The organism is Frigoribacterium sp. Leaf172 (assembly GCF_001424285.1).
GTDB lineage: Bacteria > Actinomycetota > Actinomycetes > Actinomycetales > Microbacteriaceae > Frigoribacterium.
In genome coordinates, this window is the sequence record NZ_LMPB01000002.1 from 327,879 (window position 1) to 342,612 (window position 14,734).

Consider the following 14,734-nt stretch of genomic DNA (forward strand, 5'->3'; position numbering starts at 1 on the left):
CCTAACGTCTAAGGGTTGTGTGGACGGCTCGGTCCCGCCCTCCCAGCTTATTCCCGCCGAGGCGGACCGTCAGACCGAGATGGAGCGATCCGTGGGCCGGACGGGGAACGGCAGAGTGGTCTGCCCCTCCAGATAGGCGTCGACGGAGGAGGCCGCGGCGCGACCCTCGGCGATGGCCCAGACGATGAGCGACTGCCCGCGACCGGCGTCGCCGGTGACGAAGACGCCGGCCTCGCTGGTCTTGTACGTCTTGTCACGGACCAGCGATCCGCGCTCGTCGACGGGGAGGCGCAGCTGAGCCTCGAGGTCGTCGCGCTCGGGTCCCGTGAACCCGAGGGCGAGGAGGACGAGGTCGGCGGGGATCTCGCGCTCGGTACCGGCCTTGGGGACGCGACGACCGTCGAGGTACTCGGTCTCCGCGACGCGGATGGCGCGCACCTCGCCGACGTCGTTGCGGAGGAACTCGACCGTCGACGCGAGGAACATGCGCTCTCCGCCCTCCTCGTGAGCGCTCGAGACCTCGAAGACCGTCGGGAACATCGGCCAGGGCTGCGACTCGGGGCGCTCCTCGGGAGGCTGCTGCCCGATGGCCAGATTGGTCACGGAGAGAGCACCCTGACGGTGCGCCGTCCCGATGCAGTCGGCACCGGTGTCGCCGCCGCCGAGGACGACGACGTGCTTTCCCTCGGCCGTGATCTGGTCGATCACCGTGTCGCCGGCACCGACCCGGTTCTGCTGGACGAGGTACTCCATGGCGAAGTGGATGCCGGACAGGTCGCGACCGGGGATGGGGAGATCGCGGGGAACCGTGGCACCCGTCGCGACGACCACGGCGTCGTACCGCGCACGGAGGTCATCCCACGTGATGTCGCGCCCGATCTCGACACCTGCGCGGAAGCGCGTGCCCTCAGCCTGCATCTGCGCCAGACGCAGCTCGATCTGCTTCTTCTCCATCTTGAAGTCGGGGATCCCGTACCGGAGGAGACCGCCGATGCGGTCGTCGCGCTCGTAGACGGCCACCGTGTGACCGGCCCGCGTCAGCTGCTGGGCGGCCGCGAGACCGGCGGGACCGGAGCCCACGACGGCCACGGTCTTCCCCGTCAGTCGCTCGGGCGGGTGGGGGGTGACCCAGCCGTTCTGGAACGCCTGATCGATGATCGACACCTCGACCTGCTTGATCGTCACCGGCGGCTGGTTGATGCCCAGCACGCAGGACGACTCGCAGGGAGCGGGGCAGAGACGACCCGTGAACTCGGGGAAGTTGTTGGTCGCGTGCAGCCGCTCGATGGCCTGACGCCCCTCGCCGCGCCACATGAGGTCGTTCCACTCCGGGATGAGGTTCCCGAGCGGGCACCCCTGGTGGCAGAACGGCACGCCGCAGTCCATGCAGCGCCCGGCCTGACGCCGGAGCTCGCCGGACTCCTGCTGCTCGTAGACCTCTTTCCAGTCCATGAGTCGCACCGATACGGGTCGACGCTTCGGGAGCTCGCGCTTCTGCGTCTTCAGGAATCCCTTGGGATCAGCCACCGGTCACCTCCAGGATTCGCTTCCATGCTTCGTCGCCATCGGGGTCGAGACCCTCGTCGACGGCCGTCTGCCGGGTGGCGAGGACGGCGGCGTAATCGCGGGGCAGCACCTTGACGAACTCGGACACGGTGGTCTCGAGGTCGTCGAGCATGCGCTCCGCCACCGGGGACCCGGTCTCGGCGAGGTGCCGGGAGAGGAGGTCCGTGAGGATCTCGACGTCGGCGCTGCCGAGGGGATGGAGCTGCAGCTCCCCCGAGGCCAGGGCGTCGGAGTTGACCCGCTCCGTCCGGAGACGGTGGACGTACGCGGTCCCCCCGGACATGCCGGCACCGAGGTTGCGGCCGGTGTCGCCGAGGATGACGGCCAGGCCGCCCGTCATGTACTCGAGCGCGTGGTCGCCCACGCCCTCGACGACGGCACTGGCGCCGGAGTTGCGGACCAGGAACCGCTCGCCGACGATGCCGCGGATGAACATGCTGCCGCGTGTCGCTCCGTAACCGATGACGTTGCCCGCGATGACGTTGTCCTCCGCGGGGAACGTGCTCGCCCGGTCGGGGCGGACGACGATGCTGCCGCCTGAGAGCCCCTTGCCGACGTAGTCGTTGCTGTCGCCCTCGAGTCGCAGGGTGATGCCCGCGGGGAGGAAGGCCCCGAGGGACTGACCGGCGGAACCACTGAGCGTCACGTCGATGCTGCCCTCGGGCAGTCCGTTCTCGCCGTGGCGCACGGTCACCTCGTGACCGAGCATCGTGCCCACCGCGCGCTCCGTGTTGCGGATCGGCAGGCTGATGTCGATGCGTCCGCCGTTCTCGAGCACGTCCATGCTGCGGGCGATGAGACCGACGTCGAAGTGCTTCTCGAGCTCGTGCTCCTGCGGACGGCGGTTGCGCCGCGGCTCGTCGTCGGCGAAGACCGGTCCGACCAGGACCGGCTCGAGGTCGAGACCCGACGCCTTCCAGTGGTCCACCGCGCGGTCGACATCGAGCACGTCGGTGCGGCCGATCGCCTCGTCGAGGCTGCGGAAACCGAGCTCGGCGAGGTACTCCCGCACCTCCTGGGCCAGGAACTCGAAGAAGTTGACGACGAACTCCGGCTTGCCCGAGAAGCGGGCCCGCAGCTCGGGGTTCTGCGTCGCGACGCCCACAGGGCAGGTGTCGAGGTGGCAGACGCGCATCATGATGCAGCCCTCGACGATCAGCGGCGCGGTCGCGAAGCCGAACTCCTCGCCGCCCAGGAGAGCGGCGATCATGACGTCCCGACCGGTCTTCATCTGGCCGTCGACCTGCACGACGACGCGGTCGCGCATGCCGTTCAGCATCAACGTCTGCTGCGTCTCGGCGAGCCCGATCTCCCAGGGGGTCCCCGCGTGCTTGAGCGAGTTGAGGGGGCTGGCGCCGGTGCCGCCGTCGTGACCGGACACGAGCACGACGTCGGCCAGCGCCTTGGTCACACCGGCCGCCACCGCGCCGATCCCGGACTGGCTGACCAGCTTGACGTGCACACGAGCCGTGGGGTTCGCGCGCTTGACGTCGAAGATGAGCTGCTTGAGGTCCTCGATGGAGTAGATGTCGTGGTGAGGCGGGGGCGAGATGAGCCCGACGCCGGGAGTCGCGTGACGCGTCCGTGCCACCCACGGGTAGACCTTGGTCGGAGGCAGCTGACCGCCTTCGCCGGGCTTGGCGCCCTGAGCCATCTTGAGCTGGATGTCCGTGGCGTGGGTGAGGTACATGCTCGTGACCCCGAAGCGTCCCGACGCGACCTGCTTCACGGCGCTGCGGCGCTCCGGGTCGAGGAGACGCTCGACGTCCTCGCCGCCCTCACCCGTGTTGGACTTGCCGCCCAGACGGTTCATGGCGATCGCGAGGGTCTCGTGCGCCTCCTTCGAGATGGATCCGTAGCTCATCGCGCCCGTCGAGAAGCGCTTGACGATGGCCTCGATCGGCTCGACCTCGTCGAGAGGGATCGCGGGCCGGACGCCGTGCTTGAACGCGAACATGCCGCGCAGCGTCATCAGGTCCTCCGACTGGTCGTCGACGAGCTTGGTGTACTCGCGGAAGATGTCGTAGCGCCGCGTGCGGGTGGCGTGCTGGAGCCGGAAGACGGTGTCGGGGTTGAAGAGGTGCTTCGGTCCCTCGCGGCGCCACTGGTACTCGCCGCCGGTCGCCAGCCGTTCGTGCGCGACGACCGAACCGTCGGCCGGGTAGGCGCTGAGGTGGCGCTCCTTGTTCTCGGCGGCGATCACGTCGATGCCGATGCCGCCGAGCATCGTCGACGTCCCGGTGAAGTACGTGTCGACGAACTCGCGACTGAGACCGACGGCCTCGAAGGCCTGGGCGGCGGCGTAGCTGGAGACCGTGGAGATGCCCATCTTGGACATGATCTTCAGCACGCCCTTGCCGAGGGCCTTGATGAGGTTGTGCACGGCGTCTTCGGGCGAGAGGCCGGTGATCATGCCCGAACGGACGAGGTTCTCGCTGGTCTCCATCGCGAGGTACGGGTTCACCGCCGAGGCGCCGTAGCCGATCAGCGTCGCGACGTGGTGCACCTCGCGGACGTCGCCTGCCTCGATGATCAGACCGACCTTCATGCGGTTCTCGGTGCGGATCAGGTGATGGTGGACGGCTGCGACCATCAGCAGCGACGGCACGGGGGCGAAGTCCTGGTTGGAGTCGCGGTCGGAGAGCACGATGAACTCCGCACCCGCCTCGATGGCGTCGTCGACCTCGTTGCACATCGCGGCGATGCGCTTCTCGAGGGCGCGCGGACCCTTGTCCGACCGGTAGAGCCCCCGGATCGTCGAGGTGACGCGCGAACCCGGGCTGGGATCGATGTGCTGGATCTTCGCGAGCTCGTCGTTGTCGATGACCGGGAAGTCGAGGATCACCTGGCGGGCGTGCTCGGGCGTGGCGGAGAGGAGGTTGCGCTCCGGACCGAGACCGAGCTTGAGAGAGGTCACCACCTGCTCGCGGATGGAGTCGAGCGGCGGGTTGGTGACCTGCGCGAACTGCTGGGTGAAGTAGTCGAACAGGAGGCGCGGGCGCTCGGAGAGGACGGCGATCGGAGTGTCGCTCCCCATGGCCCCGAGGGGCTCGGCCCCGGTCTTCGCCATCGGCGCCAGGAGTATCCGCACCTCCTCTTCGGTGTAGCCGAAGGTCCGCTGGCGCCGCGTGACGGAGGCCGGCGTGTGGACGATGTGCTCGCGGTCGGGCAGTTCGGAGAGGTGGATGCGCCCCTCGGAGAGCCACTCGCCGTACGGAGCCGAGGAGGCGAGCTCGCGCTTGATCTCGTCGTCTTCGATGAGACGACCGGCCTCGGTGTCGACGAGGAACATCTTGCCGGGTCGGAGTCGACCCTTGCGGACGACCTTCGCGGGGTCGATGTCGAGCACGCCGATCTCGCTGGCGAGCACGACCAGGCCGTCGTCGGTGACGAGATAGCGACCGGGACGCAGGCCGTTCCGGTCGAGCGTCGCGCCGACCACCGATCCGTCGGTGAACGTGATCGCCGCCGGGCCGTCCCACGCTTCCATGAGCATCGAGTGGTACTCGTAGAAGTCGCGCAGCTCGGGGTCGATGTCGACCTGGTTCTCCCAGGCCTCCGGCACCATCATCATGATCGCGTGCGGGAGCGAGCGTCCCGTCAGGCTCAGCAGCTCGACGACCTCGTCGAACGAGGCGGAGTCGCTGGCACCGGGGCTGACGATCGGGAGGATGGGCTTGAGGTCGCCGATCAGTTCGGACTCGAGCTGCGACTGGCGCGCCCGCATCCAGTTCCGATTGCCGCGCACGGTGTTGATCTCCCCGTTGTGGGCGATCATCCGGAAGGGCTGAGCGAGCGGCCACGACGGGAACGTGTTCGTCGAGTACCGCGAGTGCACGATCGCCAGCTTCGAGGCGAAGCGCTCGTCGCTCAGGTCGGGGTAGAAGGGCTCCAGCTGGAGCGTCGTCACCATGCCCTTGTAGACCATGGTGCGGCTGCTCAGTGACGTGAAGTACGCCGACAGCTTGCGCTCGGCCCGCTTCCGGAGACGGAACGCCCGCCGGTCGAGCTCGACTCCCGAGAGGCGGTTCCCGTCGGCATCCCGCTGACGGCTGGCGAGGAAGATCTGCTCGAAGGCCGGCATGGCGTTGCGTGCCAGGGTGCCCAGCTCGTCGGGACGCACCGGCACGTCGCGCCAGCCGAGGACGTCGAGGTGCTCGAGGTCCGCGATGCGCTCGATCCCGGTCTTGAGCTCGGCGCGCTCCTGCTCGTCGAGGGGCAGGTAGGCGATGCCCACGGCGTACTCCCCCGGCCGGGGGAGCTCGAAGGCGACCTCGTCGCGGAAGAAGGCGTCCGGGATCTGGCAGAGGATGCCGGCGCCGTCACCGGTGCCGGCGTCGGAGCCGATCGCACCGCGGTGTTCGAGGTTGCGGAGCGCTCCGAGCGCCGCGTCGATGATGTCGTGCCCGGCCGTGCCCCGGAGGGTCGCGACCATGGCGAGGCCGCACGCGTCCTTCTCGTTGCGCGGGTCGTAGAGACCGGCGGCGGCGGGAACCGTGCTGAACTGCTGGTGGGCTGGCGTGGGGGCCATGGAATCCGTCCTCACGAAGAGATCCTGTAGGAGTCGGGACGTCGTCGGCCCGTGTCACTGGACGTCGCCGCGGAGGTGCGGCGTGCGTCGGTCGCCGACGGACGGTGGTTCGGTTGTCCGGTGGTGCTTCGGCTCAGCGGAGTTGCCCTGACAGCTTGTGGCGGTCGTGAGGTGGTTCTCGATGCGGAGGCGGCTCCGGCTGGAGGTCGGTCTGACTCGGTCGAGTCGTGACTGCCCTGGCCTGGTGCGGTGATCCTGGAGGCGGTGTGCCTCAGGAGCGGTGTGTGGTATCGGCGTCGTCGTCCGATGCTCCGACGGCGACCAGTTCGGGTTCGTCGTCGTCCGCCTCCGTGCGTCGCGAGTCTAGCTCAGTGTCGCGTTCGATCGGCGACCGCCCCGGGGCGTACGCGCCGGGTACGCGACCGGGGTGTCGACGCGTCGCGACGACGTAGATGACGATGCCGAGGACGATGGCGGCGAAGCTCATCCAGACGTTGGTCCGGATGCCGAAGAAGAGGAGGCTGGGATCGGTTCGGATCGACTCGAACCAGGCGCGGCCGATGCCGTACCAGACGAGGTAGAACGACAGGGCCTTGCCCCACTCGAGCGTCGTCTTGCGCTCGATCAGGAGCAGGATCGCCACCCCGGCGAGCATCCACACGATCTCGTAGAGGAAGGTCGGGTGGAAGAGCGTGCCTTCGGGGAGCCCGGTCGGGTACGCCGGATTGCTGGAATCGATCTCGAGACCCCAGGGCAGGTCGGTCGGCATGCCGAACAGCTCGTTGTTGAACCAGTTGCCGAGGCGACCGCACGCCTGGGCCACGAGGAGCCCGGGAGCCAGGGCGTCCGCGAAGGTCCAGAAGCGCAGACCCGAGTACCGGCAGCCGAGCCAGACGCCGACGGCCCCGAACAGCAGAGCCCCGTAGATGGCCAGCCCGCCCTCCCAGATGAAGAGGACGTGGATGTACTGGTCCGGTGACGAGAAGTAGTCACCGGGATGCGTGATCACGTGGAAGACCCGGCCCCCGATGATGCCCATCGGGACGGCGAAGAGCATGACGTCGATGACCACGCCGTTCTCGGCGCCGCGGCGCTTGAGGCGCTGATTGGTGATGATGCCCGCGATGACGATGCCGGCCAGGATGCAGAGGGCGTAGGCGTGGATGCGCAGCGACCCGGGCAGCGAGGCGCCGAAGGTCTCGTTGATCCACGAGGTGACGTCGAAGTACTGCCAGTCGGCGGACGGACTCGGGATGCTCAGGGGAACGAACACGGGCGGTAACGCCTTTCACGGGGAACACGGGGTGTCGGCGGGCCGACGCGGAACGACTCTAGCGCGAGCGGGAGTCAGCTCGAGACGGCCGCGCCAGACGACAGATCGGCGGCGACGGCCGCCAGGGATTCGAGACCCCCGTCGGCGAGGGCGCGCACGAACGCCGAGCCGATGATGGCTCCATCGGCGTACTCGAGCACTTCGCGGACCTGCGTGGCCGTCGAGATGCCGAGACCCACGCAGGCGTACTCGACGCCGGCTGCGCGCAGCCGGTCGACGAGGGTGTGGGCTGCCGAGTCGACGTCGGTGCGCGTGCCCGTGATGCCCATCGTCGAGACGGTGTAGACGAAGCCGCGGCTGGCCTCGACCGACTGACGCAGCCGGGCGTCGCTCGAGGACGGGGCGGCGAGGAAGACCCGGTCGAGATCCGCCGCCTCGGCTGCCGAGATCCAGGCGGAGCCCTCGTCGGGGATGAGATCGGGGGTGATGAGCCCTGCTCCGCCAGCCGCGGCGAGGTCGTCGGCGAAACGCTGCACGCCGTACTGCTCGACCGGGTTCCAGTAGGTCATGACGACGACGGGGGCGTCGACACGCGATGTGATCTCGCGGACGGCGGTGAACACGTCGCGGACCCGGAAGCCCTCGGCGAGAGCCTTCTGCGTGGCGGCCTGGATCACGGGGCCGTCCATCACCGGGTCGGAGTAGGGCATGCCCAGCTCGATGACGTCGATCCCGTTCTCGGCCAGCGTGACCGCGGCCTCGATGCTCGTGGCCAGATCGGGGAAGCCGACGGGCAGATAGCCGATGACCGCACCGGAACCCGCGTCGCGACGGGCTCGGATCGCGGCCGCGACCTTGCTGCCCGAGACCTGCTCGGCGCTCACAGCTGCTGCGCCTCTTCGTCGAGGACGCCGAAGTAGCGGCTGGCCGTCGCCACGTCTTTGTCGCCTCGACCGCTCATGGAGACGAGGATCGTCCAGTCCGGGTGACGCTGGCCGAGCTTGATCGTGCCCGCGAGGGCGTGAGCCGTCTCGATGGCCGGGAGGATGCCCTCGGTCTGAGTGAGGAGCTTGAACGCCGCCATGGCTTCCGCATCGGTGACCGGCTCGTAGTGCGCCCGCCCGCTCTCGGACAGCCACGCGTGCTCGGGACCGACGCTCGGATAGTCGAGACCGGCGGAGATCGAGTGGCTCTCGAGGGTCTGTCCGTCTTCATCCTGCATGAGATAGGACTTGGTGCCCTGGAGATTGCCGATGCGACCGAGGGTGATCGAGGCCGCGTGACGCCCGGTCTCGACCCCGTCGCCGCCCGCTTCGTATCCCCACAGCTCGACCGAGGGATCGTCGAGGAACGCGTGGAAGATGCCCATGGCGTTGGACCCGCCGCCGACGCAGGCGGTGACGGCGTCGGGGAGCGCACCCGTGAGTGCGAGCACCTGTTCGCGGGCCTCCTCGCCGATGATCTTGTGGAAATCGCGCACCATCGCCGGGAAGGGATGCGGACCCGCGACCGTGCCGAGCACGTAGTGGGTGGTGTCGACGCTGGCGACCCAGTCGCGCATCGCGTCGTTGATGGCGTCTTTCAAGGTCCGGGAACCGGTCGTGACGGAGACGACCTCGGCTCCGAGGAGGCGCATGCGGGCGACGTTGAGCGCCTGACGCTCGGTGTCGACCTGGCCCATGTACACGACGCACGACATCCCGAAGAGGGCGGCGGCGGTGGCCGTGGCGACGCCGTGCTGGCCGGCGCCGGTCTCGGCGATCAGGCGGGTCTTGCCGAGCTTGCGGGCGAGGAGGGCCTGTCCGAGCACGTTGTTGATCTTGTGCGAACCCGTGTGGTTCAGGTCTTCGCGCTTGAGGATCACCCGCGCTCCCCCGGCGTGCTCGGCGAAGCGAGGGACCTCGGTGATGATCGACGGACGACCGGTGTAGGTCGCGTGCAGGGCCCGGAGCTCGGCCTGGAACTCGGGGTCGACCGCCGCGGCCTTGTACGCGGCGTCGAGCTCGTCGAGAGCCGCAACCAGGGACTCGGGGACGAATCGTCCGCCGAAGGAGCCGAAGTAGGGCCCCGTCTCATCGCGCAGTGCCAATTCAGACCTCCAGGAAGCGGGTGAGTGCGTCGACGGGATCGCCGTGCGTGACGAGAGCCTCGCCCACGAGCACGACGTCGGCGCCGGCGCGACGGTAGTGGGCGACGTCGTCGGGAGACGCGACGGCGGACTCGGCGATGCGCACCACGCCCGAGGGGATGCCGTCGGCCAGTCGGCCAAAGAGGTCGCGATCGAGCTCGAACGTCGTGAGGTCGCGGGCGTTGACCCCGAGGAGCTCCGCGCCGGCGTCGAGACCACGACGGACCTCGTCGGCGGAGTGGGTCTCGATCAGGGCGGTCATGCCGAGGGACCTGACGAGGTCGTGCAGTTCGAGCAGTCGCGGCTGGGAGAGCCCGGCCACGATCAGGAGGACGAGGTCGGCCCCGGCCGCCCTCGCCTCGAAGACCTGGTAAGGATCTGCGATGAAGTCCTTGCGGAGCACGGGGACGTCCACGACATGGCGCACCGCCTCGAGGTCGGCGAGGGTCCCCTTGAAACGCCGACCCTCGGTGAGGACGCTGATCGCGCTGGCTCCGCCGGCGGCGTACGACACGGCCAACGAGGCCGGATCGGCGATGTCGGAGAGATCGCCTCGTGAGGGACTCGACCGCTTCACCTCGGCGATGATCTTCACCCGGTCGGCGGGGCGGAGTGCGGCGACGGCGTCGAAGGCCGGGGGCCGTGCGAGGGCCGCGGCCTCGACGTCCGCGAGCGACACCAGTTCACGCCGAGCCTCGGCATCGGCGAGAGCCCCGGCGTAGAGATCGTCGAGCACTTAGTTGTGCGCCTTCGGCACGTAGCGGTGACCGCCCACGCCGTAGCCGACGCGCTTCAGCACGAGCCCGACGACGAGACCCACGACGACGAGGCCGGCGGAGGCCCAGACGATCCACGGGATCGCGAGGAAGAAGGCGACGGTTCCGATCGAGAAGGCGACCAGCATGATGATCACAGCCGTCCAGGCGGCGGGCGAGTTGCCGTGACCGAGGTCTTCGGCGGCCTCGTGGCGGTCGTCGGGCTTCGTCTGAATGCTCACGGTGCTCCTTGGATCAAGATGGGACTGCTCGAGTCTACCGGCTGCGGCCCGGGGAGGCGGGATCCTCGGTGGGGTCGTCTCCGCCGGAGAGGGTGTCCCACGCGGCGGCGGGGTCCGTGGCCGGGTCCGCCGCCACGAGCCGCGTCGCCGAGTACTTCCGAGTCGCCTGGGGCCAGGCCCCGGAGAGCACGACGACCGCCACGCCGAGGAGAGCCGACAGGACGCCGACGACGAGGGCGATCCAGGGCCAGGGGGTGGCGGAGACCGAGTCGACCAGATCGACGAGCGAGGACGCGCCCTCGACGCCCGTGGCCGTCGTGATCGGCGCGCCCGATGCGCCGATCGGATCCGCGAGGGAGGTTCCGGCGCCGAGGGCCACGGACACCCCGAGGAGGGTCTGGAGGACGCCGAGCACGATCCGGAAGACCCGCCCGGCGATGCTGAGGGCGGCGAAGAGGGCGAGGCTGGCGAGCGAGAGCGCCGACAAGGCGCCGCCGGCGACGTCGCCCCCGGCCGTGACGGGGGCGGTGCCGCCCTGAGGCAGGCGGATGACCAGCTCGAACCAGGGCTGCGTCCACGCGAGCAGGACGACTCCGGCGAGGAGGACGCCGAGGAGGATCGTGTACAGCTTGAGGCGTCGGGCGGTCATCAGGTGAGCCTCGTCATGGCGTTGGCCACGGCCACGGCACGCAAGGGAGCCGCCGCCTTGTTGCGCGCCTCCTCGTTCTCGGCGACGGGGTCGCTGTCGGCGACCAGGCCCGCCCCGGCCTGGACCCGCGCGACCCCGCCCTGCAGCAGGACCGTCCGGATGGCGATGGCCACGTCGGCGGATCCGGCGAAGTCGAAGTAGCCGACCACTCCCCCGTAGACGCCGCGCTGCGCGGGCTCCAGCTCGTCGATGATCTCGAGCGCCCGGGGCTTGGGGGCGCCCGACAGCGTGCCGGCCGGGAACGTCGCACGGAAGGCGTCGATCGCGTTGCGCCCGGGCGCGAGATCGCCCTCGACGCTCGAGACGAGGTGCATGATGTGGCTGAAGCGCTCCACCTGCATGAACTCCGTCACCTCGACCGACCCCGGTGTGCAGACCTTGAGCAGGTCGTTGCGGGCGAGATCGACCAGCATGAGATGCTCTGCCCGCTCCTTCTGGTCGGAGGCCAGCTGGTCGGCGAAGGCCTGATCGTCCTCAGGCGTGTCTCCGCGGGGCTTCGAGCCCGCGATGGGGTGCGTGTAGGCGCGTCGCCCGTCGACCTTGACGAGCGCCTCGGGCGAGGACCCGACGATCGAGTACGGACGGCCATCGACGTCGTCGAGGCTGACGAGGTACATGTACGGGCTCGGGTTGAGGGTCCGGAGGACCCGGTAGACGTCGAGCGGATCGGCCGTCAGCTCGTGATCGAAGCGCTGCGAGATGACGACCTGGAAGACGTCTCCGTCGCGGATGTACCGCTTGGACCGCTCGATGGCCGCGGCGTACTCGTCATCGCTCGAACGCCGGACGGGCGCGGGGGCGACGGTGAGATCGACGTCGGAGAGATGCGCCTCGCTCGGTTCGGCCAGCCGGCTCTGGAGATCGTCGAGTCGAGCCTGCGCGCCGCTCCAGAGCGCGTCGGCCGAGTCGGTCCGATCGTTCAGCACCGTCGCGATGAGGAGGACGGCGCCGGTGCGGTGATCGAGGGCGACCAGCTCGCTCACGAAGCTGAGGGCCTGCGCCGGGACCTCGAATTCGGCGGGCGGCGCATCGGGGAGCGACTCGAGCTCGCGAACGGCCTCCCAGCCGATGAAGCCGACGAGACCACCCGTCAGGGGCGGGATGTCGCGGAGACGGGGTGTCGCCCACCGCTCGAAGAGAGCCGAAAGCACCTCGAGGGGGCGACCGGTCGCGTCGCCGAGAGCGCGGTCGCGCGACATGCCGTAGTCGATCCACTCGACCTCGTCGCCGCGGGTCGTGAGGACCCCGAACGATGAGACCCCGATGAACGACCAGCGCGACCAGATGCCGCCCTGCTCGGCCGACTCGAGGAGGAACGTGCCGGGGCGCCCGGCCGCGAGCTTCCGGTAGACGCCGACGGGGGTCTCCCCGTCGCCGAAGAGATCGCGGACGACGGGGACGACGCGGTGCCCGTCGAGGGCGGCGTCGAACTCCGAGCGGGAGGTGGTGGCGCGGTCAGCCACGATCTCCGCCGTCGATCGAAGCGGCCGTGACGGGGTGGAGGGGGCCCACCTCGAAGCAGGAGTGAGCGCCCGTGTGACAGGCCGCGCCGATCTGCTCGACCGTCACCAGGAGGACGTCGTCGTCGCAGTCGAGGGCGGCGGCGCGGACGAACTGCGCATGACCCGAGGTGTCGCCCTTGCGCCAGTACTCCTGACGGGAACGGGACCAGAACGTGACGCGGCCCTCGGTGAGAGTCCGCGTGAGGGCCTCGGCGTCCATCCATCCCATCATGAGCACGTCTCTCGAGGTCTCCTCTTGGATGATCGCGGGGAGGAGTCCGTCGGCGTCGAAGCGCGCCTGGGCGACGACGGGGGCGACTGATTCGCGTGTGAGGGCGTCGGTCATGAGTGCTCCTGGGAACGGCGGACCAGGATGCCCGACGCCGCCAGCTCGCGCTTGACGTCGTCGACGGTCAACTGGCCCGTGTGGAAGACGGAGGCGGCGAGCACCGCATCGGCACCCGCCTCGATCGCCGGGGCGAAGTGCTCGACCGAACCCGCGCCTCCTGAAGCGACGACGGGGACCCGGCTGACGCCGCGCATCAGACCGACCAGCTCGAGGTCGAAGCCCTCGCGCGTGCCGTCGGCGTCGATCGAATTGACGAGCAGCTCGCCCGCCCCTCGCTCGACGGCCTCGCGGGCCCACTCGAGGGCGTCGAGATCGGTCTCGGTCCGACCGCCGTGGGTCGTGACGACGAAGCCCGACGGGGTCCGGGTCGAGCGCTTGACGTCGAGGGAGAGCACGACGGCCTGCGCGCCGAAGCGATCGGCGATCTCGCCGACCAGGTCGGGACGGCCGATGGCAGCGCTGTTGATGCCGATCTTGTCGGCGCCGGCTGCCTGCAGTCGAGCGACGTCGTCTGTGGAGCGCACCCCGCCTCCGACCGTGAGGGGGATGAAGACCTGCTCGGCGGTGGCCCGCACGACCTCGTACATCGTCGCCCGCTCGTCGACCGTCGCCGTGACGTCGAGGAACGTGATCTCGTCGGCACCCTGCTCGTAGTAGGTGCGGGCCAGCTCGACCGGGTCGCCGGCGTCACGCAGGTCGAGGAAGTTGACCCCCTTGACGACCCGCCCGGCCGCGACGTCGAGGCACGGGATGACGCGGACGGCGAGCGTGGGGTCGGCGCTCGTCATCTCAGAGCCTCGCGGCGTGGATGGGGCTGACCAGGATCGCGCGAGCGCCGAGGTCGTAGAGGGCGTCCATCACCTGGTTGGTGTCGGTGCGCCGGACCATGACGCGGACGGCGGCCCAGTCGGCGTCGTGGAGCGGGGAGATCGTCGGGGACTCCATCCCCGGTGCGACCGTCGTGGCGGCGTCGAGCTTCGAGACCGGGATGTCGTAGTCCATCATCACGTACTGGCGCGCCACGAGGACGCCCTGCAGTCGACGGTGCAGGACGGCCAGACCGTCGACGGTCTCGTCGGAGGCGATGAGGACCGCGGTGGACTCGAGGATGACCGGCCCGAAGATCTCGAGACCGGCGGCACGCAGGGTGCCTCCCGTCGAGACGACGTCGGCGACCGCGTCGGCGACACCCAGTCTGACCGCGCTCTCGACCGCTCCGTCGAGGCCGACGAGGGTGGCCGTGACGCCGTGCGAGGCGAGGAACGACCCCACGAGACCGGCGTAGCTCGTCGCGACTCGGGTGCCCTGGAGCTCCCGCAGGTCGGTGAAGCGACCGGGAGGGCCGGCGAACCGGAAGGTCGAGCCGCCGAACTCGAGAGGGGCGACCTCGTGCGCCGTGGAGTGCGAGTCGAGGAGGAGGTCGCGCCCGGTGATGCCGACGTCGAGAGCGCCCGAGCCGACGTAGGTCGCGATGTCCCGCGGCCGGAGATAGAAGAACTCGACGCCGTTGCGGGGGTCTTCGACGTGCAGGGTGCGGGTGTCACGGCGACCGGTGTACCCGGCCTCGCTGAGCATGGCTGTTGCGGTCTCGCTGAGGGAGCCCTTGTTGGGCACGGCTACGCGGAGCATGGTCTGTCGGTGTCCGATCTGGTCGGCCCGTCGGGGCCTGGTGTCGTCGG

The 14,734-nt window shown here is 69.6% G+C and carries 12 protein-coding genes; all 12 read right to left on the reverse strand.

The features are described from left to right. Window positions 1-69: 69 nt before the first annotated feature. Window positions 70-1,527 (reverse strand): glutamate synthase subunit beta, encoded by a 1,458-nt coding sequence (locus tag ASF89_RS07840; protein WP_055813624.1) that lies wholly within the window; start codon window positions 1,525-1,527, stop codon window positions 70-72. Beyond that, entirely contained in the window at window positions 1,520-6,097 is a 4,578-nt protein-coding gene (gene gltB, locus ASF89_RS07845; protein WP_055813626.1) for a glutamate synthase large subunit, read from the reverse strand. The genes ASF89_RS07840 and gltB overlap by 8 nt, the downstream gene beginning before the upstream one ends. A gap of 271 nt (window positions 6,098-6,368) precedes the next feature. Next, window positions 6,369-7,370, reverse strand: a complete 1,002-nt coding sequence (gene lgt / locus ASF89_RS07850; protein WP_055813629.1) for a prolipoprotein diacylglyceryl transferase — start codon at window positions 7,368-7,370, stop codon at window positions 6,369-6,371. A gap of 74 nt (window positions 7,371-7,444) precedes the next feature. Further along, a complete protein-coding gene (trpA, locus tag ASF89_RS07855) occupies window positions 7,445-8,254 on the reverse strand; it encodes a tryptophan synthase subunit alpha (protein WP_055797416.1) in 810 nt (269 codons plus the stop codon). After that, window positions 8,251-9,459, reverse strand: coding sequence for a tryptophan synthase subunit beta (gene trpB / locus ASF89_RS07860; RefSeq protein ID WP_055797414.1), 1,209 nt, complete (start codon window positions 9,457-9,459; stop codon window positions 8,251-8,253). Before trpB ends, trpA begins: the two co-directional genes overlap by 4 nt. 1 nt (window position 9,460) lies before the next feature. Further along, a complete protein-coding gene (trpC, locus tag ASF89_RS07865) occupies window positions 9,461-10,234 on the reverse strand; it encodes an indole-3-glycerol phosphate synthase TrpC (RefSeq protein WP_055813632.1) in 774 nt (257 codons plus the stop codon). Beyond that, on the reverse strand, window positions 10,235-10,489 hold the full coding sequence (locus ASF89_RS07870) for a DUF6704 family protein (RefSeq protein ID WP_055814794.1): 255 nt from the start codon (window positions 10,487-10,489) through the stop codon (window positions 10,235-10,237). Window positions 10,490-10,529: 40 nt separating this feature from the next. Next, complete coding sequence (locus ASF89_RS07875; protein ID WP_055813635.1) at window positions 10,530-11,144, reverse strand: Trp biosynthesis-associated membrane protein; 615 nt, start codon at window positions 11,142-11,144, stop codon at window positions 10,530-10,532. After that, window positions 11,144-12,667 (reverse strand): anthranilate synthase component I, encoded by a 1,524-nt coding sequence (locus ASF89_RS07880; RefSeq protein ID WP_235476428.1) that lies wholly within the window; start codon window positions 12,665-12,667, stop codon window positions 11,144-11,146. The genes ASF89_RS07875 and ASF89_RS07880 overlap by 1 nt, the downstream gene beginning before the upstream one ends. Continuing rightward, window positions 12,660-13,052: a phosphoribosyl-AMP cyclohydrolase gene (hisI, locus tag ASF89_RS07885; RefSeq protein WP_055813638.1), complete on the reverse strand. Its 393-nt coding sequence runs from the start codon at window positions 13,050-13,052 to the stop codon at window positions 12,660-12,662. The genes ASF89_RS07880 and hisI overlap by 8 nt, the downstream gene beginning before the upstream one ends. Then, a complete protein-coding gene (gene hisF / locus ASF89_RS07890) occupies window positions 13,049-13,843 on the reverse strand; it encodes an imidazole glycerol phosphate synthase subunit HisF (protein WP_055797398.1) in 795 nt (264 codons plus the stop codon). The genes hisI and hisF overlap by 4 nt, the downstream gene beginning before the upstream one ends. Before the next feature lies 1 nt (window position 13,844). Then, window positions 13,845-14,684 (reverse strand): ATP phosphoribosyltransferase, encoded by an 840-nt coding sequence (gene hisG / locus ASF89_RS07895; protein WP_055813640.1) that lies wholly within the window; start codon window positions 14,682-14,684, stop codon window positions 13,845-13,847. Window positions 14,685-14,734: the final 50 nt, after the last annotated feature.